This is a genomic window from Lysinibacillus sp. FSL K6-0102, from assembly GCF_038003545.1.
Lineage (GTDB): Bacteria > Bacillota > Bacilli > Bacillales_A > Planococcaceae > Lysinibacillus > Lysinibacillus capsici.
The window spans coordinates 2,196,507-2,217,585 of the sequence record NZ_JBBOPH010000001.1 but is presented as its reverse complement, the minus strand read 5'-3'; the positions used below and the strand labels follow the sequence as shown (position 1 = coordinate 2,217,585).

At 39.5% G+C, this 21,079-nt stretch carries 35 protein-coding genes; 14 read left to right on the top strand and 21 right to left on the bottom strand.

From position 1 onward, the window contains the following. The first annotated feature begins 10 nt into the window (after window positions 1-10). The 3 genes from NYE73_RS11115 (at window position 11) to NYE73_RS11105 (ending at window position 2,090) form a co-directional block, all read left to right on the top strand. Window positions 11-718, top strand: a complete 708-nt coding sequence (locus NYE73_RS11115; RefSeq protein WP_259949118.1) for a DNA alkylation repair protein — start codon at window positions 11-13, stop codon at window positions 716-718. A 142-nt stretch (window positions 719-860) separates the two neighbouring features. After that, on the top strand, window positions 861-1,352 hold the full coding sequence (locus NYE73_RS11110) for a DUF2975 domain-containing protein (protein ID WP_054549411.1): 492 nt from the start codon (window positions 861-863) through the stop codon (window positions 1,350-1,352). Between the two features lie 129 nt (window positions 1,353-1,481). Further along, a complete protein-coding gene (locus tag NYE73_RS11105) occupies window positions 1,482-2,090 on the top strand; it encodes a copper amine oxidase N-terminal domain-containing protein (protein WP_048393853.1) in 609 nt (202 codons plus the stop codon). A gap of 44 nt (window positions 2,091-2,134) precedes the next feature. Here NYE73_RS11105 and NYE73_RS11100 read toward each other — a convergent pair whose 3' ends face one another. Continuing rightward, window positions 2,135-2,419 (bottom strand): hypothetical protein, encoded by a 285-nt coding sequence (locus tag NYE73_RS11100; protein WP_048393855.1) that lies wholly within the window; start codon window positions 2,417-2,419, stop codon window positions 2,135-2,137. A 106-nt stretch (window positions 2,420-2,525) separates the two neighbouring features. After that, window positions 2,526-3,302 carry an N-acetylmuramoyl-L-alanine amidase gene (locus NYE73_RS11095; protein ID WP_103117966.1) on the bottom strand — a complete coding sequence of 259 codons (777 nt, stop codon included), beginning with the start codon at window positions 3,300-3,302 and terminating at the stop codon, window positions 2,526-2,528. A gap of 368 nt (window positions 3,303-3,670) precedes the next feature. On the opposite strand from NYE73_RS11095, the gene NYE73_RS11090 reads away from it, so the two are divergent. After that, window positions 3,671-4,591: a phosphotransferase family protein gene (locus NYE73_RS11090; RefSeq protein ID WP_259949114.1), complete on the top strand. Its 921-nt coding sequence runs from the start codon at window positions 3,671-3,673 to the stop codon at window positions 4,589-4,591. On the opposite strand, the gene NYE73_RS11085 is transcribed toward NYE73_RS11090, so the two are convergent. The 4 genes from NYE73_RS11085 to NYE73_RS11070 all read right to left on the bottom strand — a co-directional run bounded on the left by NYE73_RS11085 (window position 4,577) and on the right by NYE73_RS11070 (window position 7,894). Further along, window positions 4,577-5,389: a DnaD domain protein gene (locus NYE73_RS11085; protein WP_054549414.1), complete on the bottom strand. Its 813-nt coding sequence runs from the start codon at window positions 5,387-5,389 to the stop codon at window positions 4,577-4,579. The two genes, NYE73_RS11090 and NYE73_RS11085, sit on opposite strands and share 15 nt — an antisense overlap. A 267-nt stretch (window positions 5,390-5,656) precedes the next feature. After that, complete coding sequence (locus NYE73_RS11080) at window positions 5,657-6,076, bottom strand: hypothetical protein (protein WP_221683061.1); 420 nt, start codon at window positions 6,074-6,076, stop codon at window positions 5,657-5,659. Window positions 6,077-6,182: 106 nt separating this feature from the next. Next, entirely contained in the window at window positions 6,183-6,491 is a 309-nt protein-coding gene (locus tag NYE73_RS11075; protein ID WP_259949108.1) for a hypothetical protein, read from the bottom strand. A gap of 1,118 nt (window positions 6,492-7,609) precedes the next feature. Next, the gene (locus NYE73_RS11070; RefSeq protein ID WP_115673739.1) at window positions 7,610-7,894 is read right to left on the bottom strand and encodes a DUF5316 domain-containing protein; all 285 of its coding nucleotides are present in this window, start codon (window positions 7,892-7,894) and stop codon (window positions 7,610-7,612) included. A gap of 121 nt (window positions 7,895-8,015) precedes the next feature. Between NYE73_RS11070 and NYE73_RS11065 the strand changes: the two genes are divergently transcribed. From NYE73_RS11065 to csaA, 3 genes are all read left to right on the top strand, one after another. After that, the gene (locus tag NYE73_RS11065) at window positions 8,016-8,351 is read left to right on the top strand and encodes a DUF7668 domain-containing protein (protein WP_259949106.1); all 336 of its coding nucleotides are present in this window, start codon (window positions 8,016-8,018) and stop codon (window positions 8,349-8,351) included. A gap of 77 nt (window positions 8,352-8,428) precedes the next feature. Beyond that, complete coding sequence (locus NYE73_RS11060; RefSeq protein WP_004228639.1) at window positions 8,429-8,605, top strand: hypothetical protein; 177 nt, start codon at window positions 8,429-8,431, stop codon at window positions 8,603-8,605. Window positions 8,606-8,693: 88 nt separating this feature from the next. Further along, window positions 8,694-9,026 (top strand): chaperone CsaA, encoded by a 333-nt coding sequence (csaA, locus tag NYE73_RS11055; protein ID WP_004228641.1) that lies wholly within the window; start codon window positions 8,694-8,696, stop codon window positions 9,024-9,026. A 12-nt stretch (window positions 9,027-9,038) separates the two neighbouring features. Here csaA and NYE73_RS11050 read toward each other — a convergent pair whose 3' ends face one another. Then, on the bottom strand, window positions 9,039-9,920 hold the full coding sequence (locus NYE73_RS11050; protein WP_259949104.1) for an AraC family transcriptional regulator: 882 nt from the start codon (window positions 9,918-9,920) through the stop codon (window positions 9,039-9,041). A 297-nt stretch (window positions 9,921-10,217) separates the two neighbouring features. On the opposite strand from NYE73_RS11050, the gene NYE73_RS11045 reads away from it, so the two are divergent. Continuing rightward, the gene (locus NYE73_RS11045) at window positions 10,218-10,565 is read left to right on the top strand and encodes a hypothetical protein (RefSeq protein WP_259949102.1); all 348 of its coding nucleotides are present in this window, start codon (window positions 10,218-10,220) and stop codon (window positions 10,563-10,565) included. Further along, complete coding sequence (locus NYE73_RS11040; protein ID WP_103117959.1) at window positions 10,566-10,778, top strand: hypothetical protein; 213 nt, start codon at window positions 10,566-10,568, stop codon at window positions 10,776-10,778. A gap of 37 nt (window positions 10,779-10,815) precedes the next feature. Here the strand turns inward: NYE73_RS11040 and NYE73_RS11035 are convergent, their stop codons facing one another. The 3 genes from NYE73_RS11035 to NYE73_RS11025 all read right to left on the bottom strand — a co-directional run bounded on the left by NYE73_RS11035 (window position 10,816) and on the right by NYE73_RS11025 (window position 12,389). After that, window positions 10,816-11,373 carry an isochorismatase family protein gene (locus tag NYE73_RS11035; protein ID WP_259949101.1) on the bottom strand — a complete coding sequence of 186 codons (558 nt, stop codon included), beginning with the start codon at window positions 11,371-11,373 and terminating at the stop codon, window positions 10,816-10,818. Between the two features lie 64 nt (window positions 11,374-11,437). After that, window positions 11,438-12,076 (bottom strand): O-methyltransferase, encoded by a 639-nt coding sequence (locus NYE73_RS11030; protein WP_259949100.1) that lies wholly within the window; start codon window positions 12,074-12,076, stop codon window positions 11,438-11,440. Next, window positions 12,060-12,389 carry a hypothetical protein gene (locus NYE73_RS11025; protein ID WP_259949099.1) on the bottom strand — a complete coding sequence of 110 codons (330 nt, stop codon included), beginning with the start codon at window positions 12,387-12,389 and terminating at the stop codon, window positions 12,060-12,062. Before NYE73_RS11025 ends, NYE73_RS11030 begins: the two co-directional genes overlap by 17 nt. 150 nt (window positions 12,390-12,539) lie before the next feature. Here NYE73_RS11025 and NYE73_RS11020 point away from each other — a divergent pair, with 150 nt between their 5' ends. Further along, window positions 12,540-12,740: a hypothetical protein gene (locus NYE73_RS11020; RefSeq protein ID WP_016993987.1), complete on the top strand. Its 201-nt coding sequence runs from the start codon at window positions 12,540-12,542 to the stop codon at window positions 12,738-12,740. A 197-nt stretch (window positions 12,741-12,937) separates the two neighbouring features. Here NYE73_RS11020 and NYE73_RS11015 read toward each other — a convergent pair whose 3' ends face one another. From NYE73_RS11015 to NYE73_RS11000, 4 genes are all read right to left on the bottom strand, one after another. Further along, the gene (locus NYE73_RS11015; protein WP_016993988.1) at window positions 12,938-13,093 is read right to left on the bottom strand and encodes a hypothetical protein; all 156 of its coding nucleotides are present in this window, start codon (window positions 13,091-13,093) and stop codon (window positions 12,938-12,940) included. A gap of 166 nt (window positions 13,094-13,259) precedes the next feature. Next, window positions 13,260-13,436: a hypothetical protein gene (locus NYE73_RS11010; protein ID WP_259949095.1), complete on the bottom strand. Its 177-nt coding sequence runs from the start codon at window positions 13,434-13,436 to the stop codon at window positions 13,260-13,262. A 15-nt stretch (window positions 13,437-13,451) separates the two neighbouring features. Further along, window positions 13,452-14,072, bottom strand: coding sequence for an NAD(P)-dependent oxidoreductase (locus tag NYE73_RS11005; RefSeq protein ID WP_259949092.1), 621 nt, complete (start codon window positions 14,070-14,072; stop codon window positions 13,452-13,454). A gap of 76 nt (window positions 14,073-14,148) precedes the next feature. Then, the gene (locus tag NYE73_RS11000) at window positions 14,149-14,556 is read right to left on the bottom strand and encodes a hypothetical protein (RefSeq protein WP_259956389.1); all 408 of its coding nucleotides are present in this window, start codon (window positions 14,554-14,556) and stop codon (window positions 14,149-14,151) included. A gap of 316 nt (window positions 14,557-14,872) precedes the next feature. Here NYE73_RS11000 and NYE73_RS10995 point away from each other — a divergent pair, with 316 nt between their 5' ends. Together NYE73_RS10995 and NYE73_RS10990 are read left to right on the top strand one after the other, a co-directional pair. Further along, entirely contained in the window at window positions 14,873-15,091 is a 219-nt protein-coding gene (locus tag NYE73_RS10995; RefSeq protein WP_259955522.1) for a hypothetical protein, read from the top strand. 20 nt (window positions 15,092-15,111) lie between these two features. Beyond that, window positions 15,112-15,273 (top strand): hypothetical protein, encoded by a 162-nt coding sequence (locus NYE73_RS10990; RefSeq protein WP_233732648.1) that lies wholly within the window; start codon window positions 15,112-15,114, stop codon window positions 15,271-15,273. 116 nt (window positions 15,274-15,389) lie between these two features. Here NYE73_RS10990 and NYE73_RS10985 read toward each other — a convergent pair whose 3' ends face one another. Further along, window positions 15,390-15,689: a hypothetical protein gene (locus NYE73_RS10985; protein ID WP_048393880.1), complete on the bottom strand. Its 300-nt coding sequence runs from the start codon at window positions 15,687-15,689 to the stop codon at window positions 15,390-15,392. A gap of 158 nt (window positions 15,690-15,847) precedes the next feature. After that, complete coding sequence (locus tag NYE73_RS10980; protein WP_048393883.1) at window positions 15,848-16,048, bottom strand: hypothetical protein; 201 nt, start codon at window positions 16,046-16,048, stop codon at window positions 15,848-15,850. A gap of 75 nt (window positions 16,049-16,123) precedes the next feature. Here NYE73_RS10980 and NYE73_RS10975 point away from each other — a divergent pair, with 75 nt between their 5' ends. Further along, on the top strand, window positions 16,124-16,429 hold the full coding sequence (locus NYE73_RS10975) for a hypothetical protein (RefSeq protein ID WP_048393885.1): 306 nt from the start codon (window positions 16,124-16,126) through the stop codon (window positions 16,427-16,429). Here the strand turns inward: NYE73_RS10975 and NYE73_RS10970 are convergent. Genes NYE73_RS10970 through NYE73_RS10960 form a run of 3 tightly spaced genes read right to left on the bottom strand, consistent with a single transcriptional unit; the run spans window position 16,426 to window position 18,298 of the window. After that, window positions 16,426-17,109 carry a DUF1963 domain-containing protein gene (locus NYE73_RS10970; protein ID WP_259949082.1) on the bottom strand — a complete coding sequence of 228 codons (684 nt, stop codon included), beginning with the start codon at window positions 17,107-17,109 and terminating at the stop codon, window positions 16,426-16,428. The two genes, NYE73_RS10975 and NYE73_RS10970, sit on opposite strands and share 4 nt — an antisense overlap. After that, window positions 17,099-17,674: a DNA-3-methyladenine glycosylase I gene (locus tag NYE73_RS10965; RefSeq protein WP_259949080.1), complete on the bottom strand. Its 576-nt coding sequence runs from the start codon at window positions 17,672-17,674 to the stop codon at window positions 17,099-17,101. Before NYE73_RS10965 ends, NYE73_RS10970 begins: the two co-directional genes overlap by 11 nt. 27 nt (window positions 17,675-17,701) lie before the next feature. Beyond that, window positions 17,702-18,298, bottom strand: coding sequence for a class I SAM-dependent methyltransferase (locus tag NYE73_RS10960; RefSeq protein WP_259949079.1), 597 nt, complete (start codon window positions 18,296-18,298; stop codon window positions 17,702-17,704). 123 nt (window positions 18,299-18,421) lie between these two features. On the opposite strand from NYE73_RS10960, the gene aac(6') reads away from it, so the two are divergent. Then, a complete protein-coding gene (gene aac(6'), locus NYE73_RS10955; RefSeq protein WP_259949077.1) occupies window positions 18,422-18,856 on the top strand; it encodes an aminoglycoside 6'-N-acetyltransferase in 435 nt (144 codons plus the stop codon). Between the two features lie 63 nt (window positions 18,857-18,919). On the opposite strand, the gene NYE73_RS10950 is transcribed toward aac(6'), so the two are convergent. Both NYE73_RS10950 and NYE73_RS10945 read right to left on the bottom strand, forming a co-directional pair. Beyond that, window positions 18,920-19,111 carry a hypothetical protein gene (locus tag NYE73_RS10950; protein WP_048393895.1) on the bottom strand — a complete coding sequence of 64 codons (192 nt, stop codon included), beginning with the start codon at window positions 19,109-19,111 and terminating at the stop codon, window positions 18,920-18,922. A 456-nt stretch (window positions 19,112-19,567) separates the two neighbouring features. Then, window positions 19,568-21,079, bottom strand: coding sequence for a right-handed parallel beta-helix repeat-containing protein (locus NYE73_RS10945; protein ID WP_259949074.1), 1,512 nt, complete (start codon window positions 21,077-21,079; stop codon window positions 19,568-19,570).

Below are 21,079 nucleotides of genomic sequence, written 5' to 3'. Positions count from 1 at the left end.
AAGTGCTATTATGAATGCTGAATTAGTGATGCAGGAGCTAGAGGCTCTTGGCAAAGAACGGACGAAAAAAATATATATGTCAAATGGCGCCCATGAGCCGTTATTTGGTGTGGCAACAGGTGCCATGAAGCCTATTGCGAAGAAAATTAAAATCGATCAGGCTCTAGCAGAAGAGCTTTATGCTACTGGCAACTATGATGCGATGTACTTTGCTGGCATCATAGCAGATCCAAAAGCCATGACTGTGGAAGATTTTAATCGATGGATGGAGGCAGCTTATTTTTATATGCTGTCGGATTATGTAGTAGCGGTTACTTTAGCAGAGGCACCGATTGCTCAGGAGGTGGCGGATGCGTGGATTGCCAGTGGTGAGGAACTGAAAATGTCTGCGGGCTGGAGCTGCTATTGCTGGCTATTAGGGAATCGCAAGGATAGCGAATTTTCCGAGAGCAAGCTGGCTAACATGCTGGATGTTGTGAAAAATACCATCCACGACGTACCCGAACGTACAAAATCGGCCATGAATAATTTTTTATACACAGTGGCTATTTCCTATGTGCCGCTCCACGAACAAGCAGTAGCAACCACACAAGCGATTGGTCCTGTAGAAATGAAGCGAGACAACAAGAAAAGCACACAGCTAAATGCTTATGAAACAATTCAAAAGGAAATAGAGCGAGGCAGAATTGGCTTTAAACGTAAATATGTAAGATGTTAATCATCCCACTTAAAAGGCATCTATCCTATAAGGATGGATGTCTTTTGAAAAGAAAAAAATCAATGAATAATAATATATTTTTATTGAAAATCGATAAATTTTATTTTAAAATCAATATATCATTACCAGTGAGGTGTATTGTATGAAACATAAAAAGGGGTCAACCATTTTCCTAAAGAGTGTGATTATGCTGCTAGGTATCCCTGTATTAGCTTTAGGACTATTTTGGCTACCTGGGATAGCCAGTAGAGATGCAGCGGCACATCCCGAATCCTCCTATTTGTCTTATCTTTTTTTACTCTATGTGTATGCACTATGCATTCCCTATTACACGGCGTTGTATAAGGCCTATCGCCTCTTAACGAACATCGACCAGCATAAAGCGTTCTCCAAATCATCTGTACGGGCTTTGAGAACGATCAAAAATTGTGCTCTCACTATTGTAGCCGGCCTTGTGCTAGGTATTACATCAATTATGATAATGTTTACTGGCAAGGAAGATATTACAGGAATTATTACGCTGACACTTATCAGCATCTTTGTAACCAGTACGATTGCAACCTTTGCAGCCGTTCTGCATCGACTGCTCCAAAAAGCCATTGATCTCCAAAACGAAAATCAATTAACCGTATAACAAAATGGCACTACCAATCTTGACTGGTAGTGCCTTTTAATGGGTTAAAACTAATTTCCTATAAAAACATATCAAAATTCTCTTTTCAATAGTATAATAATTACATATTTTGATAATTGGAGGATTTATATGAAGAAATTGGTTTTGTTGATGGCGATGCTTACATTATTTTTCACCACAGCCTCTATTGCGAGCGCACATCCAGGGCGTTTAGATAGCAATGGCGGTCACAACTGTTCTGACAAATCAAAGGCTAAAGGGCTTTGTTCTGGCTATCATTATCATAATGGCAATGGTGGCAATGATGCAGGGTCTTCTTCAGGCGGTCAAAGTTATTCTGCGCCAACACCTAAAGCAACTGTAGCACCTGTATTAACGAAGGTTGCTGTCTATTTAAATGACGTGAAGCAAAATTATACGCCTAGCGCTTATATGAAAAATGGCACAACCTTAGTGCCAATGAAGGCAATCTTTGAATCTCTTGGGGCAACGGTTAGCTATGATAATGCAACGAAAAAAGTAACGGCAACAAAGGACAGTAAAAAAATTGTGATTGGTGTGGGGAATAAAACGGCTTATGTTGATACAAATGGTTCTGCATCAACAATCACACTCAGCCATCCTGCTGAAATATATCAAGGTACAACAATGGTGCCTTTACGCTTTGTCAGTCAAGCACTTGGCGCAAATGTAACATTTGATGAGGCAGCACTTGTTGTTTATATCTCAACTAAATAATGGACAAGTCTTAAGCAGTATGCTCCTACAAGGTGCTGCTTTTTTTATTGTTTCTTAAAGTTAAAATCATACTTCTTGTTGATTTTACCAGCAATCGTTTCTAGAAATAAAGCCACTGTCATATTCTCGACTTCATTTGTATACCATGCTAGCTTTGCACCATAGTTCTTTTTATTATAATTCACTTCTAATGGCCAGAAATTTTTTGTTTTATACGTATAATCAAATTTTACATAGAGTTGCTTACCATCGGGACATTCCATCACCACCTGGTATAATGGATTTTTTCTTTCTTGTTCAAATTTTACTTTTCTTATTTTGGTTAACATCAAAACCCCTCCTCTCTTCTACTACATTCGACAAAATTTTAAAAAAACCTTTATTCAATGAAAAAGGATAAAGCTCGTGATGACATAGGAGCTTTATCCTGCACAATTAGTTGGCTATAAATTTGTCGTAATAGCGTTTCAGCATGGTCGCCATTTGCTCTCTTGTTAAGGCGCCTGCTGGATTCATGTTCTTACTTCCATCGCCTCGGATAATGCCCTCGCTAATAGCCCACTCCCAAGCCTCTTTATGGGCTGCTCCCACTTCTCTGCTTGTTTGTAAACTAGCTTTTTCAGCTAGTAAGCTTTTCAACGTCTCTATTTCTTGTTTTAGCTCATTATATTGTGACACAGTTAATCCCTCCTCAAGCCCATTTTTAATATCTTGCTGGAACTGTGCTTCTGTAATCCCCATACTTTTTAAATAGTCAAAAGGATCTTTGTGCGTAGTGCCTCCTAGATTTTCCGCAATCCATCGATGTGACTTAATGCCGTTGCCGCTACCATCTAAAACAGTGGGAATCCCTGCCTCTATCGCAAGCTTACGTAACAGCCAAATATAAGCCGCATAGTCCTTTTTAAATTGTTCCTTATCAGCAGTCCGTGCCAATTCCACCTGGGCATAGCTATACGGATTTCCCTTTGGTCCACAGCCATATTGCACGAGATTGACTGGGGCTACTTGTACGATTCTTCCACCACCGCCTACCCAGTGAGAAACAAAGGCATTGGCTTTATTTCGATTCATATAGGCAATTTCGTTTTCCAATGCATTTGGACCTGTATTGCTGCCATTACCTGATTCATGCGCCACAACGTATTTGACTGCCGTTAGCGCTTGATTCGGTAGCCCTGACATCATCTGTTTTTCAATAACATAACTCATGTTGCACCGTCCTTTCCTATTATTTTTAGCGACTGACGCTATGTTATTCTTTTCTTCTTTTTGGGTTTTTAGGGTAAACAACAGATAATTAGAGGTTCCTTTTGAGGCTTATTAGCTTCTTTTCGCGCTTAAGGCTACTGCGATCGTTTCACCTCTCTTTCCTCGAAGCTATGAAGTGTGAATGTCACAAGGACATCCACTTACTATTAGTAAATGCGCGCACAAAAGTGTTTTCTAGTTAGTTGTGCTCTTTTACTATTTTTTCATTATGATTTTATAACCTCTTTTCTCGCTTCCAAGCATTGACAAAGTATTGTTTTCTGTAGTATTTTAGTTCTTCTAAAATATTGAAAGCGAGGAAAGAAAGTGTGCAGGCAGTAGAGATTATTCGTCAATTACCAAGCTTACACGGCTTTACACAGCTAGTGAAAATTAACAAAGGCTATTCACCTGATAGCAAGTATCTGGTAACAGTTGGTGAAACGCGCTATTTGGTGCGCTTGTCAGATCTAGCACATCATGACAAACGTGCAGTAGAGTTTTCCTTGCTCCAAGAGTTAGCAAAGCAGGGCGTAAGTACACATAAAGCCGTTGACTATACCTTGTTTCAGGAAGCCAATGTATCCGCAATGGTCGTTAGCTTTTTAGAAGAAACACCAGCTGATGAAATTATTCAGGAACTTTCTGACTCTGAGCAATTCCACCTTGGTCTTGCGGCAGGGAAAGAATTGAGAAAAATACATCAAGTGAGCCCTCCGCAAATAATTCATTGGGAGACAACACAGCTCAAAAAGTTTTCTACCTATTTGAAGGCATACCAACAAGATGCCTATCAACTTCCTCAAGAAGCTAAACTATTGCGCTTTATTGAAACGCACTTACCACTGTTAAAGCAACGTCCCATCACCCTGCTTCATGATGATTTTCATCTCGGTCACATTATTTGTAAAGGACATACTTACAATGGGGTGATAGATTTTAATGGCTATGATGTGGGTGATCCTTATCATGACTTTTATAATCTTGCCTTGTTTAGTAGACGACAAAGTATCCCCTATTGTATTGGGCAGATTGATGGCTATTTTTCATCTTCACCAGACGATATGTTTTGGCAGTTATATGCCCTCTATGCAGCCATGACTGTCTTTTCAACCATTGTTTGGACTCGTCACTATGACCCACGCTCCTTTGACGATGCGTTGGAAAGAATTCACATGATTTTACAGGATCATGATAACTTTTCATCGATTAAGCCTTTATGGTATGCGGAGAATTTATTCACTCCGTAAGAGGGCTAAAATTTTTTGTCGTTCTGCTGCAAAATCAATTGTTGGCTGAAATTCTTGTTCCTGATCACCACGCTGCTGAAACCACTGCGGAATGATTTCCCGTCGTCTGGCTTTAGAATGTGATGACACTTGCTGCTTGCGGGCTTGAAAACGCTGCTGGTCGATAGCAATATCTGCAAGACTCTTTATGTTCTGATGGCACCAATTTTGTAAGATGCTCTCTACATACCGCCAGCGTAAAACATTATGCTCCACCGCTAGCTTCATCGCATAGATGACCATGTCCTCTGAAAAAATAGTGAGCCAGTGACGAATTTTACTAGCAATATAGGCTGTTTGTTTGCCAAAGCCTTGTTGCACATAAAAGTGGTAGGCAGTGTTAGTAGACTCCTTATCATCTTTATCTTTTAGTAATTGATTATTTAGTAAATTATTATTTAGTAGTGTGGGCTTTTCCGTCGATGGTACGACCGTTGACGAATTTCCCGTTGACGGTATAGCAGCACGTTTTGATGCTTCATAGACGAAAAATTCTACCCTACCGAACTTGCCGTCTTTTCCTCGTTCCTGTACTTTTTGAAGATAGCCCGCCTCTATGAGTTCGTCCAAAATTTTGGCTGTCGCTTCCCGCCCACATTTACTACGTATTGCTAAATCTGCAAGACTAAATGACCAATCATCTGGCAAAGACAGCATATAGGCAAGCAGACCCTTTGCTTTCCAGCTTAATTGCTCATCATTTAAAAATGCTTTATCCAAAACCACATAATTCTCCTTTTTGGCTACTCGATAAATCATGACGATCCCTCTTTCCATCTAATGTCCTTTCTAACTATATAAAGAAAATTTTTAAAAATGGGACATAAAAAAAGAACATGCCATGAAGCATGCTCTTTTAAGCAGGTGAAATGAATTTTTTAGCGAATTCCTATTAAGACAAAGGCATTCCAATTCATGCTATAAAACGTTTTGATGACTTTGCCTACTTCAAGATTTAGATGGAAATATAATCATGATCTGTAAGGGTAATGAAAGCAGCAGAAACAAACAATTGCTTCTGCTTTTTTATTCATAAAGCTCTTTATAGACGATGACTTTTAAAGCGGCAATCTCTTCATCGGATAATTTGCCTTCCACCATTTGCAGAGCTTCTTCCTGCGTCATCGAGCCGTCCTGCAATTTAACACGCATGTCGTTCAAATCGGTAATGCCCACTTTTTGAATTAGGACTTTCGTTGCCTCTTCTTTTGTCGTAAACGGTAATGTACTGCTATCGACCGTTTTCGCCTCTTCCATATAGGCTTTTAATTGTGGGTCATTTTCAATGGTACTTTTGATGTTTTCCTTTTGTCCGCTATTTTCTAATTCTGTCGACAAGGTATCTACAATTTTTTCAGAGGCGAATTTTGTGCCGAAATGTAGCACACCATACCCCACTACACCAACGAATATAGCAATTACCACTAGAAATTTAATCAATCTCAACTACGCTCACTCCTTTATACACGTTCATCATACTATATGGAGCGGGTGTTGAGAAACAATTCTCCCTAGAAATTATGTAAAAAAACCCCATCTATGAAGATGAGGCTTATTTAACGTATTTCAAATACTTCCGCACAAATTCTACAATGTAGAGAACTTCCTCTTCTGTCATCGTTAGCAGCTTGCAAACACGCTGTAGTCTAGCAGGTAATGCTAATTGCTGACGCACCTGATTAATATACATATATTTACATTTTCGCGGATTTACTTTGTCTCGTATTTGCTTATATCGTAGATAAGCATAGCGGGCAAAGGCGTTGAGCATCTCCCTCTCCTGCTCATCACGCTCCCTTTTTTTAGCAGCCTCATCAATGATATCCGTGTCAAATATCTGTGTACCATCTGTTAATTGCATAGTACCACCTCTCTATTGCAAATGTACTCCTCTCTATTAAATGCAACGAAAAAAGCCACACCTAGGGTAGATGTGACATTTTTTATGATTTTTATATGTAATGATTGGTGGATAGTCTGTAAAATGTGGTGGATAGAATGCTAAATGTGACGGATACAATGTCTAATCTGGCGGATACAATGCTTATTTTGATGGATAGAAATGCTTAGAATGGATTGCTCATTGCAAATCGGTGGATAGAATGCTAAATGTGACGGATATAATGTCTAATCTGACGGATACAATGCTCATTTTGATGGATAGAAATGCTTAGAATGGATTGCTCATGCAATTCGGTGGATTGAATGCTAAATGTGACGGATATACTGTCTAATCTGGCGGATACAATGCTCATTTTGATCGATAGAATCGCTTAGATTGGATTGCTCATGCAAATCGGTGGATAGAATTCTATTTTTGACGGATAAAATATCTAATCTGACGGATACATCGCTCATTTTGATGGATAGAATCGCTTAAATGGATTGCTCATGCAAATCGGTGGATAGAATGCTAAATGTGACGGATATACTGTCTAATCTGACGGATACAATGCTCATTTTGATGGATAGAAATGCTTAGAATGGATTGCTCATGCAAATCGGTGGATAGAATTCTATATTTGACGGATAAAATATCTAATCTGACGGATACAATGCTTATTTTGATGGATAGAAATGCTTAGAATGGATTGCTCATGTAAATCGGTGGATAGAATGCTAAATGTGACGGATATACTGTCTAATCTGACGGATACAATGCTCATTTTGATGGATAGAAATGCTTAGATTGGATTGCTCATGCAAATCGGTGGATTGAATGCTAAATGTGACGGATATACTGTCTAATCTGGCGGATACCATGCTCATTTTGATGGATAGAAATGCTTAGAATGGATTGCTCATGCAAATCGGTGGATAGAATGCTAAATGTGACGGATATACTGTCTAATTTGACGGATACAATGCTCATTTTGATGGATAGAAATGTTTAGAATGGATTGCTCATTCAAATCGGTGGATTGAATGCTAAATGTGTTGAATGCAAGGCTTATTCTTAATTGATGGCTGCTATTAGCTTCATAAATAATAAACAAAGATTGCTACGATAATGTTTGGTATTGCTAATAGTAACGCGTTATTCATGAGAAGATTGCGTTCGTTTCTGTCTTCATTGGTTTCTGTTGCGAAATTGGCGCGCATTCTATCTCCGCTTGCGATGGCTCCTGACAATAACATGGCAGAAACGATGAAAATTCCACCGAGTAGCCCTGAAAGCAAATGGGCTTCCTCTGTACCCCATATGAGAATGGAGCATATCACACCTAGAATGGACAAGATGGTGCCAATGCCTATATACTTCATTTTCAGCCCCCCTTCGTTTATATACGGCTAACCGCTCTTTTTCGTTTCAATAAATCCCTATTTACCTATACAAAATTTTTCCTTTTCCAGTAAAATAACTATTAAGAGGGAGGCTATGCAAATGAAAGACAAAATAAGAGCATTAACGAAAATGACCTTAGATGATTTAGTACATAATAGATATGAGAAACTTCAACAGGAGAAGATATTAACAGAGGATACTGCTATATTTCTGCAGGAGGTTTTCGCCTTGCAAGGTACCTTAACATGGCCGCTGGATGAAGCTTCCTTAGCTATTGATGTGTATGAAATGAATGACCAAAGTTGTTTTACAACAGAAATTCGCTATTTATGGTTTGATGATGAAGAAAGTGCTGTGGTTCTTTTTTGCAAGGCCTATACAAATGCAGATCAAACGGAGATCACTGCTTTCATGATTGATACGGTTGATGCCTAGTATAGTATCCGCGCCAAACGTTCATAGTAAGTATGGTGTGAAACTCACGCCGAATCATACGACGGAGGGATCAATTTATGAATGGAATTCGTGAAGGTTTAATCCCCACTATACTCGGGTCAGCTGTTACTGCGGCAGGCTATGCAATGAAGCAAAAACATGGCTCTAACAAAATGGTGGCCAATACGATTTTTGGCTTTGGCTTAGCACATATTGTGTTAGGTGCGATTGACCTGGTAGAGCATCGTCGTTAACGAGAGAAGGGCACTCAATGTGCTCTTCTTTTTTGTATTTTTTTCTATTAAATGCTAACATTGTCATAAAAGCTTAAGGAGTACAGTGATGGCGACAATAGAAGATTTTATAGCACTTGATATACGAATCGGCACGGTATTAGAGGCTGAGGAACTGCCAAAGGCTCGGGTTCCTGCGATTAAAATGAAAATTGATTTTGGTGAAGAATTGGGCATTAAACAGTCTTCCGCACAAATTACGAAGCGTTATACACCCGAAGTCATTATTGGGAAGCAAGTAGTGGCGATTGTTAATTTCCCGCCACGTCGCGTTGCGGGTTTTAAGTCAGAGGTATTAGTCATTGGTGGTGTACCTGTGGAGGGAGATGTAATCCTGTTAACGCCCGATCAGCAGCTGCCCAATGGAACGAAAATACAGTAAAAGCCTCTCGCATTATGCAAGAGGCTTCTTTTTCTGAAGTGGTATCCAGATTTCACTTGTAAAGGTTGGTGAGGAAAAATCCGTGCTTGTATGGCGCACGATTTCTGGACCAGCAACCTGTTCATAGCCAGATAATGGGAACCACTCCGCATAAATGCGCCCCCATGTTTCCTGCAGTGTTTGTGGGAATGGTCCAACCGCTTCAAAGACAGCCCACGTACAAGCGGGTACATCCAACTGTGAAAAATGGTGAGACGTTTCGGTTGTGGCTACGCCGATATAATGATCAAGCTCGCCCTTTTCCTCCATTCTGCCCTCAGAAAAGTTTGTGGAGGCTTGGATGATTCCTGTTGGTTCTAGATTCGACAGCTTTTTTAGTTGCCCAATATCCTCCATTGTTAATGCACGTGCCATTTCAGTTATCGCTTGATTTTCTCCTTGAAAGACGATAGGTACTCTTTTCATAAGACCCACGATGTGAAACGCTTCTTTTTGTTCGAGTCGGTAATTCATTTCACAACCTCCTTGTATGGTAAGTTGGAAGGTCATTCGTGGAAACGCTTTTAGGTGCTGACCATTTTGCCTCGCCTCCGATGGTGTGATGCCATGCATTTGCTGAAAGGCTCTTGTAAATGCATCTGCAGAGCGATAGCCATAACGAATCGCGATATCGAGAATTCTCATAGATGAATCTGATAGTTCCAGTGCGGCAAGCGTCAGACGCCTACGACGAATATACTCTGATAGCGAGATGCCTGCTAGAAAGGAAAACATACGTTTAAAATGGTATTCCGAGCAATAAGCTAATCTCGCAGCTTCTTGCACATCAATTTCCTCTGTTAGATTGGCCTCGATATACGTAATCGCCTCATTCAACCTTGTTAAAGAATCCACTTCTATCACCTTCCTTATCTTTACTTTAGCAGGAATAGTAGCCCTTCATCCGACAATTGGTGCCCCATTTAGTCGCCTTCCAAAAAATAATCTATCGAGCAGGCAGATAACTAGCTTTTGAAGCTACTTTCACATACATATAATAGTGTAAAGCTAATTTTAGCCTTACACCTCCTGACTTGATACTTAGGGTCACTGCTCGCACAGTGGCCCTATGAAAATAAAAGATCATTGTGTCGCATCATAATTTCCGTTACAATATTTGTAAAAATAGTCTATTGAGCTGGAGGCAGCAACATGGATCGTCTTTTCCAGTGGTACAAGTATTTAAAATACATACTCATTCCTATAATTATTTTAAAATACTTTCGTGGTGAGGGTGTACCGAATGCGCATCCTCTAATCATTTTTGAATATGCTCTCCTATTTGGTGTGAGCTTTTTACTCATTATTCTACAGGATTTTTTCGCCATTCGTAAAAAAACAAAATTCCTACTCCGTCTCATCATACTGATTATTTTACTGTTTTTGGCTATAACTGCCATTGTCTATCAAGCGACAATGTCTATTATTTTTTCAATCCTACTACTAGGCGTGTTAGGTACGGTACTTTATTTACATAGAAATGATGAAGGAGAACAATAAATGGTGAATAGTAAGCGATTACTTTTAATCATCGGTTGGGTCAATGTGGTAGCTGCCCTTCTCCTATTCCAAGCTTTTTGTGGGCTCATGGCTATCTGTATGGGAATTGTACTTAAAAAGGATTATCAAGCACCAACCCATGGGCTGGTCTTGATAGTAGTTGGTATCTTGAGTACTGTTATAGGTTGGTTGCTCAATCACTTCTATATGTAAAAATGACCAAGAACCTTGATTCTTGGTCATTTTACAATTAACGATAACTATTATGTGTGGGTTCAAATAATGCTTCGTCGGCGTTTCGTACAAGTGAGAAATGATCCACATTGTAATGGCCATGTAGGATGTCGTTATGGTGTGCAACCGTATCTTCTGGTGATAAGTAGTCGGAACCATTTGTTGAATGGCCATCTCCCACTAAAGTGACATCAAAGCCCTGTATAGTTGCTGCTCTAACTGCTGTATCCACGCAATGCTCGGTTTTGCAGCCCATCATCACCAAATGCTCTACCTCATTGGCCTGTAAGTAATCGAGTAATCCCGTCCTATAAAAAGCGTTTGTAGCCAGTTTATCAAAATAAACAGCGGTAGTAGGTACTTGGATCGCTTGATGTACCTGAAAGCCTTTCCCTTCTCCACCCGCTACATCCTGATCACGCACAAAGATAATATGTGCCTCTGCCTCAATAACTTTTTGAATAACGGCATTGATTGTTTTAAGCAATTCATCCTTGCGATAGACGGCTTGTTCATCCTGATTTCCCTCGATTAATTCTTGCTGTGCATCAATGACCACTAGTGCTTGCTTCAAAAGCATCTCTCCCTTATCGTTTGCTAACAATATTTTACCATTAATAGTTAATTTCTGATATGCATTATTTTATAACTTTTGAAACCGTCATAACATCCCCAATGGGTAAAAGAATCGAATCCAGCTGCGGATGATTAGCCACTGTGACATTGAACTTTTTCATGATGGCTGTATAGCGCTTGGGTGTCGCCATAGGGTCTGCTACACTGCCTCCTGCTAGGACATTATCTGTCACAATGAATGCACCAGGGCTTGCTAGCTGTATGCAATAGGCTAAATAATTTTCATAATTATCCTTATCAGCATCAATGAAGAAAAAATCAAAACACTGTCCCGTTGCCACAAGCTTTTCAAGGCTATCCAATGCAGGACCTGTCATATACGTTACCTGCTCGGCAAAACCTGCCTTGGCAAGATTTTTGGCGGCAAGCTGTGCATATTTATCCTCTAACTCTAGGGATGTCAGTTTGCCTTTCTCTTCCATTCCTCTCGCCAGACAAATACCACTATAGCCGCCAAGAGCACCAATTTCTAAAATAGCCTTTGACCTAGTAATCGATACAAGCATCGTCAACAGCTTTCCTGATGATCGAGAGACAGAAATAGCAGGCATACCATTTTCGGCAATAGAGGACAGGACATCCTCTAATAGGGCATCGTTCTGATAAAATACCTCATCTATATAGTTATTCATTTGTTTCATGTGCGTTATCTTCCTCTTGTAGACTGTCGTTGGTTTCGTTTTCTTGAATATCAAACAACTGGCTAAATTCTTGAATAACCATATCGATGGCTTTTAATTCACCGACTAAAATTTGCTGAATCGATTGAAATTCTGGCTGTTCTAATTGCTGTTTAATGGTAGCTCGCTTCACATGCAGCATCTCTAAAAATGAAATCGCTTTGCCGCGTCGGAACGTTTTTGCTCCTCGCTGTGGCGCGCCTTCCATGCCTCTGTGGCGTCCTCCACGGTGATGTCCCTCTCTCATATGCTCTCTAAATCCAGATCCTCTCATTTCTAAAACACTCCTTTTGTATACGTTTGTATACATTAATTTAAACTGATTGTATACATATGTATACAAATTGTCAATTAAACATAATGCTTTCATGCTTCAACATATGTTAGACAATAGGGTAAACGTATCGAAATGGAGGTTAGATGAGTGAAAAGGGTTATAAAATATGTGTTGGGCATCGGTACATTATTGATACTGTCAGGCATATTTTTGATTGGAGCACAATCTCACTATAATCAGAAGGAAATTAAAATTGCCAGTAAGCTATGTCTTGAAAATGGCGGACAGCCTACTATCATCCGCGATTATTTGGCTTTGAATTACTCCTTTTCATGTCAGAAGAACTGAGGTAGTACATATATGGATAGTGAACTGAGTTGCTAGAAAATCGAGTAAATTTCATCTATCTTTCAGGCAAATGGCTAGCTAACAAGATTACTTTTACATACAAATAGTAGGGTAAAGCAAATCTAGCCTTTCCACAGCTCTCCTGTTTTGAGGTCACTTTTCTTGGAAGGTGGCCTTTTTTGGCATGAAAAAAGACGTCATGTCGACGTCTTTAATGTTTGATCGATATCCTCAATCAACCTATCCACTTGTTCCTTTGTTATCTTGATGACATATAATTCTGTCGTTTCGATTCCATCAAGGCTTGTTAGGTGTTTAGGATATTGATAGTTATTTGATATCTCCTTGTCCATACAATCACCTCTTCAATAGATATATTCGACATAAAGTATAGCAAACCTTCTATAAAAAGGAAAATAACAGTATATTTTTTCACTAAAATAGCTATCATTTGGACGATTTAGGATAAAGAATGGTTAAAGCGATAAGTCCATTTAGACTATCCGTGTGTAAAAGTGCTTATTGCTTACCAAATTTCGCAATTTTTTTGAGGTAGAAAGAGCCGATGGAAACAATGATAGCTCCATAGACTTTCAGCATCACATTTCTAACAGGCGCCTCCTCTATGGTTGTACTGAGAAAGGCAAATCCAACCACAATGATTACCATCCCGAAGATGGCATGAATATATTTCACTATATTTCCCCTTTTCTAGTAGGCAAGTCCGACGCGTGTTCTCAAAAATTCCTCACTGAAGATTTGTTGGTAGGCAAAATCTGCTGTATCTGCTACTGAAATTTCGCTACCTCCCTCTGGCAAGAAGTTGCGTTCAACGCGGTAGTTTCCTGTCCAGGCCCCATCAGGTAAATAGGTAGGACAAACAATTGTCCAATCCATTGCAGATTGCTGTAGCTGTTCGAATACACGTTGGTGCTCCTGTGCAGCAAAGGTCGATTTTCGTTTTGATTCCGTTGATTGGTAACGAAGAAGAGTCGGCGTTACACGACTTTGTAGAATCCCTGCTGTTCCAATCGTAATGATTCTTGTCACCTGTTGCTTTGTCATCGCTTCAAGAATCAATGGTAAGCTAGCCGATAATGTAGTGCCTCCATCTGTATTTAATGCACTCACCACCACATCCACATGATGCATTGCCTGCTCGATATCCTGCTTGTTTAAAACATCCCCTTTCATTACACACAGCTGTTGATGATGGTGCGGTAATTTATCGGGATTTCGGACTAATAGGGTGACCTCATGCTGATCCTTTATTGCTAGTTCTACCAAATGGCTGCCGACACGACCACTCGCGCCTAATATTAATATTTTCATTTCTCTCACCTCTTTATCATTATATTACAATTCCCTTTATATGTAAAAAGGCACAGTTCACAGTGCCTCCCGTCTACTATTCACGCTCTAGTAATTGAACATCAACCATAAATAGATGCATATTATTCTTTTCAGCTAGCTCATCGATAATCGATTGAATTTCACTTTCTGTACTTACATCAATTTCTTCCCCATCGTGTAATTGAATAGTGATGACTTGATGCGCTGGAGAGTCTATTAGATAACCAACTGTACTATCAGGCGAGTAACCTGCCGACCGTATCGCCTGTAACACTTGTTTTGTAAAATTCGTAGCTTGTAATTTTTCGCCAAGCTCCTCAGCATAGGGAGTTGCTCTTTCGGTGCTCGGAGCTATAGCTAAAGGCTCCCTTTGTACCATCCACAATGACATCACAACCAGTAAGCACATGAATAAAAAGAAGATTTGCAGGACACTTTTCATACATTCGCTCCATTTCTCCATGAAATTTACAGGCGGAAGTCTAGCAATCTTTTTCCCTGAAATTGTTATTATTCTCACAGCTATGTATGGCTATTTCTCTCTTTAATTATTAAAAAATAATTTTCTTTTTGTACAAAGGGCAAATTACCAAGAAGTTTTGTTTGTGGCTTCATAGATTAGAAATGTAAAGGTTAGCGCTACCATTACTAAAAAACTAACAAAAAGGGAGATTAAAAGATGCAGGATAGTAGATATAGTCAATATATGAATTGGAATCATAAAAAAGAAAAGTGCTGTGAACAATATGTAAAATGCTATTGTCATTTAGAAAAAAAATGTGAACACAAACAAGAAGGATGCAACTGCAAACACAAGCATGAGCATTGCAAATGGGAACAGAAGCATCAGCGATGTAAGTGTCATGAAAAGGATGACCATTGTAAATGGGAACATAAGGAGGATTCTTGCTCTTGCAAAAAAGAGGAGGAAGAGTACTACTACGAGAAGGATTATTCCAAAGATCACAAGTGTAAAGGCTGTATTTGTCATCTATTAAGATGCTTATCTCCTGGCACTTTGGTAGATGTTATTTTAGCAGGTGGCGGTAGCTTTGCAGGAATTTTATTCATCAGCTTAGATCCTAAAACTTGCTGTGCTACATTCTTAGAGGTAGATGCAGCAGCAGCAACACCACTTATCATTGATTGCCAGCAAATTATTGCCATTAGAAACGCGTAACTGTTCCATTATCCTACTTGACACCAATTCATATACCATAATCCTACCACTATAAGCACATTTAATCTTCTGCCAGGTTCGTGAAACCATACCTGGCAGAATTCATATTTTTTCAGCTATTCATTGACAATGACTTTGACAATGGGCTCTAATTTCCCTCTATTCACATCGCCAAGATAATCAACATCTACTACGACAGCTCGTGGCTCAAAACGTTGGATACATTCTATGAGGCGTTTTGTGTTTATTTTCTTCATACGCTGGAAGGGTTTACGAATATCAGACCTTGTCACATATTCGCGGAGCGGACAAGGAATCGTAAACGTCGATAAAATAAATGCTACATTTTGTAATATACCTTCCACGCCTGTAGCATTACCATTAACATTACTTAAAGCCGTTACTTGATGTGTCATTCTATCAACCTTTCTTCTACGTTCATACAATTGGTACTTTGGAAAAGAGCACTTTGTTATTTATGCTTACTCATTAAAAATTATGAACGCTTTGTTTTTATGTACCCAATGTTATTTTTATTCAAACAACATCTTAGTTGATAGGCTGACCTACAAGCTTAGCGCATGATGGCGTAGTAAATAACATACAGCCAGCTAAAACAGCCATGGATGATTGCCCAAATGATGGAGTGATGCACACTCCAGGAGATCGTAATCGCTAAAACCGAACCAAAGCCAATGCCATTTTTGACCACCGTTTTATGCTCCACTTTTTTCACCTTCCTAGTGCTTTTTAACTCTCCTTCTTGCCATCGCAATCGGTTTCCCTCCTATCGTTTTCTATGTTTATGCAGGAACGAACAAGGGCAATCTGAAAGAAAGGATGTGATGTTATGACAATTTTCATGCTGACTGCCACGATTGGCATCCCCAGCCTTATGGCATATCTTCAGCACAAATGGGCTAGTTTTCGCCTTCTTTTCAACATACTAGGTGTCCTTGCTGCGATTCTGTTTAGCACGATTGCCGCTACAGCTATAACGAACATTATTCTTGAGGATGTAGTCTTTATGACAACGATCCATGCTGTGTTCTTAAACCCTGTCTTTCTAATTACAGGGGCGTACCTTGGCTTATATCTGATTTACCGGTTCATCATGATGACAATTCATGAAAGAGACAAGCCGCCTTCCCTTTAGTAGAAATCACAATAGACGTGCCAAGTCTGGATTGTTGGATTGTAGAAAAAATAAAAATTACCATGATCCACAATATTCAAACGTGCTTTTGCATCGGAGGCAATTTGGAGGACAAATGGCGCATCGTCACCGAAATCAACACCACTTTGACAAAAGCTTGGATAGCCACCAATTTTATGGAGTGGATAGAGGTCTTCAACAATATCCTCAAAATAGTCGAGCTGCTCTTCATGCTCCAACGTAAAAATCTCTTCCTCCAATTGAGCAGGAATACCGCCCCCATCCCATGTTGGATAGTCGTTCGTGATATGCTGTGGTATGAGTGGAAACGCGCGAATTTGTTCATGCTGCCATTCGCGCTTTACTAAGCCTTCCAAAGTGGTGTAAGTTCTAATATCAAAATAAGAACCAAGATCATCCTCCATCAGATGATCTAATAGACGTTCATCGACAAAGACTGTGACTAATTGAAAAGGCTGTAATGCTTTCGGTACATAGGGTAGACCTTTTAGAAAAAACGTAGCGAGCGGCTGATAGCCAGATGGTGGCTGCTCTTCTGGTAAGGACCAGCCCACATAGCCAATCCAGCTTTCCAATAAATCATGTGTAGGTCGAATACCACCCGTTTGAAAAATCGTCGCCTGCGTGGCTAGTTGAGCCCGAATTTGTTCAATTGCCATCCGCTAGCTCCTTTTGTCGACAGCAGCAATCTGTTGTATGGTCGTTTACCATGCCCACTGCCTGCATAAAAGAATAACAAATTGTACTACCGATAAACTTAAAGCCATCTTTCTTCAATTGCTTGCTCATACGATCACTAATTTCTGTCGTCACAGGCACCTCTTTGATGGATGCCCACTCATTCATAACTGGTTTGTGATCTACAAAGCCCCAAATATAATCTGAGAATGAGCCATGCTTTTCCTGTATTTGGAGATATGCTTTAGCATTTGTCACCACGCTAGCTATTTTTAATTTATTGCGTACAATCCGTGTGTCTTGGTGCAATTCCTCTAGCTTGTCTGCTGTATAATGGATAATTTTTCTCACATCGAATTGATCAAATGCCTCACGATAGCCTTCACGCTTTTGGAGAATCGTCCACCAGCTCAAGCCAGCCTGTGCCCCCTCCAAGCAAAGCATCTCAAATAAATGCTGGTCATCATAGACCGGTACACCCCACTCCTTGTCATGGTATTCCACATACAAAGGCTCATCTAGCTTGACCCAATCACATCTTTTCATTTTTATACCCTCCATTTTATGTATCCTTTACTTAATAGCTGTAATGCAAAGCCATCCTTTACTTGATTTTTCGGTGACATACACGGTTTGAAAACCGATACGTTCTAATAATTGCTTCGTTGCCTCAGGTGTTTGATAGGCTTTCATATGATAGTTCATTTTGTAGAGCTCTGCTATGATAATAAATTTCCCACCGTTTTTCAGAACCCGCCATACTTCCTCTACATCCTGCTCCAAGGATGGCCAAAAATAGTGCGTTTGAAAGGCTGTAATCGCATCAAAAAACTGATCATCGTATGGAATGCTTGAAACGCTTGCCTCTTTCACAATGACGCAACCCCTGGCAACATTTGCTTTATTCAATTTGATTGATTCCTTCACTGCCTGTGTGGAAAAATCTATCCCATATATTATACCATTTGGATTCAATTTGGATAAAATTTGGAGCGTTTTCCCACCACCACAACCTATGTCTAACACACGATCACCGTCATTGATAGCTCCTTGCCTGATGAACCATGCATTCATACCACGATGGGAAAAATTCATAATTTGTAGCATCGTTGAGCCAATCCATCCATTTGGCTTTTTCGCTTGTTCAATTAACGTTTGTAAGAGTGACATGATTGGATTCCCCCCTCAAGTAAGATTGTTAAAATAGAATTAGAGCTTTAAAATAAAAACGCTTACTAGTTTGTACGTACTTCAAAACAATTTGTTTCATTTTTTACAAAGGAGGAAGATTTTATGATTCAACAAGCAAACCAGAAGGACGCTCATGCTGCAGCCTCATTAGCCTTACTGCTCTGGCCTAATCATACACTAGAGGAATTTACCGAAGAGATGACACAGCTGCTAAGGGAAGAAAACGCAGCTATTTTCCTTGCCTATGACGATGACGAAGCAGTTGGATTTGCCCAATGCCAGTTAAGAACAGACTATGTAGAAGGGACTGACTCGAGTCCAGTCGGCTATTTAGAAGGCCTTTTTGTGAGAGAGGAATATCGCCAGCAGGGCTATGCAAGACTGCTTGTGGAGAAATGTGAGCAATGGGCAAAGCATAGGGGCTGTCTAGAGTTTGCCAGTGACTGTGAATGGGACAATGACGAAAGCCTAAGGGTTCATCTTCAGCTCGGTTTTACAGAAGCTAATCGCATCATTTGCTTCACAAAAAAATTATAAAAATGGCTGACAAAAAAATCACAGGCGTTGCAAACATAGCACCTGTGATTTTTCGACATTTTTTTAGTTTAGATATGTATTGTTGGAAATATTTCGTTCGCGCTCATCTATGATTAAATGGATCATTAATGCGAGTTGTTGTTCGATTCGCATATTATTTAGATGTAAGATATCAGCAATCACATTCTTGTGCTTCTCTGCTAATTCCATCTCCTCTAGCATTAACATAATTTCCTCTTTTGTCAGCCCAAACATACTCATATCACCCCAATACTCTCTCTATTTATTATTGTAAAATCATTACTCCCATTTCATAATTAACGAAAATTTATCTTATTGGATGAACCATTTTTACTAATTATAGGTTTAAACATAGAAAATAATCAATCTATTATCCACATTTATTTAATATTTATTTTACATTAAGTAAAAACTTTTATTATGTTGGTTATAACTTATACAAAGATTGTATAAGTTTCCCTGTGGAATATTTCAAAATATTGCAGTAATTGCAACAAGACATCTATACCATTATAAAAATATTCTTGCATTTTGTCGAATTATAGATTTTTTTTGCACAAATTAAAGTTAATTAACAGCCCAAACGTATTTCTTTACCCATTTTTCACATATATGAAATATCAATACACGAATCCATAAAAAAAGTAATTTCAAAATTGAAACTACTTGTCTTATTTGTATAATCGGCTTTTATATTATTTTTTTAATATCATATTTCACTATTTCTAATTTCATGTCCTCAATTTGAGAAACCTTTGATGCTGTATCCTTCTGCCATGTCGCTGACTGTACATGTCCTTGTACAAATAATTGGCTGTTTTCCTGTACCACCGCTGGAGCCTTTACTGCGGCTATATCAGTATGACGCATTTCCAATAATGATTTATTGGACAGCGCTAAGAATGGTCTAGCCGCCTTATCCACCCTACAATTTTCAATACGCCCCATTGATTGATCTGACCAAATCATGGCATAAGAGCTTTCTTGACCATCTTTAAAATAGCTATTAGCTATCTCAAAAATTGCATCAATGCAAGTAATTCCGTTTCCTTCCATTTGTTCAAACGTGCAATATTGTGTAAATAATCGGGCATTGTTGATATAGATATGGTGGCTTTGCAGCTCTCGAATCGTTGTATGATGCATCATGATTTTGGCATGTTCATTACCATAAACACCACCTGATTGCCCAAATTGAATAATCGATTGCTGTAGCTTTAATCCACTAGCATCAACAATAATATGAAATTGCTGATGGTTTTGAATTTTACATTGGTTCATCGAAACATTTGCCTCATCCACAATGGTAAGCCCGACAGCCATGCCATTACGAACATGACATGTATGAAATTCCACCTTGCTATTTTCTATCAACACCTGTGCCTTGACATGCCGAGAAACTTGACAATCATAGAACTTGGCTTCGGTTTTTTCTCCAAGATACAACCCATGACTTTGACCATCTGAAAAAATAGAATCAGATACCATTAGTTCACTGCGATGAACCACCATATTCGTATCAAGATGCTCTTTTATTTCACAGCCATCCATCCTGAAAGTCGTGCTATCAAACAATTGAATGCCTACCCCTTGCCCTTGGTGCACTAAACAATTGGTCATCGTCATCTCACTCGACGCAGCTATTACTTGTGCCTTGTCATGCCCATGAATTTCACAGTCCTCCATTGTCATCTTGACATGGCGAATCGCAAAAATACCATGCTTCTTCCCTTCCAACAGCATACAATTCGTCAAGGTCAGCTCACAGTTTTGAGCGATAATCTGTGCCTTCCTATGATGCTCAAATGTCGTGTCGACTAGAATAACACTGGATCCATTCGCCACACGCAAACCAAAATGATTCAGTGGCGTAGCAAGCACTGCACAATTTTTCATCAGCAAACTACCATAGCTCACCATCATCTGCGTTCGAATCAATTGCTCCTCAATGACACAATTCTCTAGCTGTAAATCACCTTTCACATATAGCCCCTGCCCTTGCCGGAACCGTAAATTACGCATCGCGACAGGAGTTTGATAGCGAATAAATACACCACCCTTGATGGTCACATTGCCAACCCCATACAACGTCAGCCGCTTGGCAATATCCAAGCTTTCCTCATAAATCCCATCCCGAATTTCAATCATATCCCCAGGCGCCGCCTCTTCAATCGCCTGCCCGATACTTTGATAACGATGCAT

Bases quoted from the DNA above. Each gene is read 5' to 3' on its own strand.
- NYE73_RS11115 (WP_259949118.1), top strand. From the start codon at position 11: ATGAATGCTGAATTAGTGATGCAGGAGCTAGAGGCTCTTGGCAAAGAA.
- NYE73_RS11110 (WP_054549411.1), top strand. From the start codon at position 861: ATGAAACATAAAAAGGGGTCAACCATTTTCCTAAAGAGTGTGATTATG.
- NYE73_RS11105 (WP_048393853.1), top strand. From the start codon at position 1,482: ATGAAGAAATTGGTTTTGTTGATGGCGATGCTTACATTATTTTTCACC.
- NYE73_RS11100 (WP_048393855.1), bottom strand. From the start codon at position 2,419: ATGTTAACCAAAATAAGAAAAGTAAAATTTGAACAAGAAAGAAAAAAT.
- NYE73_RS11095 (WP_103117966.1), bottom strand. From the start codon at position 3,302: ATGAGTTATGTTATTGAAAAACAGATGATGTCAGGGCTACCGAATCAA.
- NYE73_RS11085 (WP_054549414.1), bottom strand. From the start codon at position 5,389: ATGATTTATCGAGTAGCCAAAAAGGAGAATTATGTGGTTTTGGATAAA.
- NYE73_RS11075 (WP_259949108.1), bottom strand. From the start codon at position 6,491: ATGCAATTAACAGATGGTACACAGATATTTGACACGGATATCATTGAT.
- NYE73_RS11070 (WP_115673739.1), bottom strand. From the start codon at position 7,894: ATGAAGTATATAGGCATTGGCACCATCTTGTCCATTCTAGGTGTGATA.
- NYE73_RS11065 (WP_259949106.1), top strand. From the start codon at position 8,016: ATGAAAGACAAAATAAGAGCATTAACGAAAATGACCTTAGATGATTTA.
- NYE73_RS11060 (WP_004228639.1), top strand. From the start codon at position 8,429: ATGAATGGAATTCGTGAAGGTTTAATCCCCACTATACTCGGGTCAGCT.
- csaA (WP_004228641.1), top strand. From the start codon at position 8,694: ATGGCGACAATAGAAGATTTTATAGCACTTGATATACGAATCGGCACG.
- NYE73_RS11045 (WP_259949102.1), top strand. From the start codon at position 10,218: ATGGATCGTCTTTTCCAGTGGTACAAGTATTTAAAATACATACTCATT.
- NYE73_RS11040 (WP_103117959.1), top strand. From the start codon at position 10,566: ATGGTGAATAGTAAGCGATTACTTTTAATCATCGGTTGGGTCAATGTG.
- NYE73_RS11030 (WP_259949100.1), bottom strand. From the start codon at position 12,076: ATGAAACAAATGAATAACTATATAGATGAGGTATTTTATCAGAACGAT.
- NYE73_RS11025 (WP_259949099.1), bottom strand. From the start codon at position 12,389: ATGAGAGGATCTGGATTTAGAGAGCATATGAGAGAGGGACATCACCGT.
- NYE73_RS11015 (WP_016993988.1), bottom strand. From the start codon at position 13,093: ATGGACAAGGAGATATCAAATAACTATCAATATCCTAAACACCTAACA.
- NYE73_RS11005 (WP_259949092.1), bottom strand. From the start codon at position 14,072: ATGAAAATATTAATATTAGGCGCGAGTGGTCGTGTCGGCAGCCATTTG.
- NYE73_RS11000 (WP_259956389.1), bottom strand. From the start codon at position 14,556: ATGGAGAAATGGAGCGAATGTATGAAAAGTGTCCTGCAAATCTTCTTT.
- NYE73_RS10985 (WP_048393880.1), bottom strand. From the start codon at position 15,689: ATGACACATCAAGTAACGGCTTTAAGTAATGTTAATGGTAATGCTACA.
- NYE73_RS10975 (WP_048393885.1), top strand. From the start codon at position 16,124: ATGACAATTTTCATGCTGACTGCCACGATTGGCATCCCCAGCCTTATG.
- NYE73_RS10970 (WP_259949082.1), bottom strand. From the start codon at position 17,109: ATGGCAATTGAACAAATTCGGGCTCAACTAGCCACGCAGGCGACGATT.
- NYE73_RS10965 (WP_259949080.1), bottom strand. From the start codon at position 17,674: ATGAAAAGATGTGATTGGGTCAAGCTAGATGAGCCTTTGTATGTGGAA.
- NYE73_RS10960 (WP_259949079.1), bottom strand. From the start codon at position 18,298: ATGTCACTCTTACAAACGTTAATTGAACAAGCGAAAAAGCCAAATGGA.
- NYE73_RS10950 (WP_048393895.1), bottom strand. From the start codon at position 19,111: ATGTTTGGGCTGACAAAAGAGGAAATTATGTTAATGCTAGAGGAGATG.
- NYE73_RS10945 (WP_259949074.1), bottom strand. From the start codon at position 21,079: ATGCATCGTTATCAAAGTATCGGGCAGGCGATTGAAGAGGCGGCGCCT.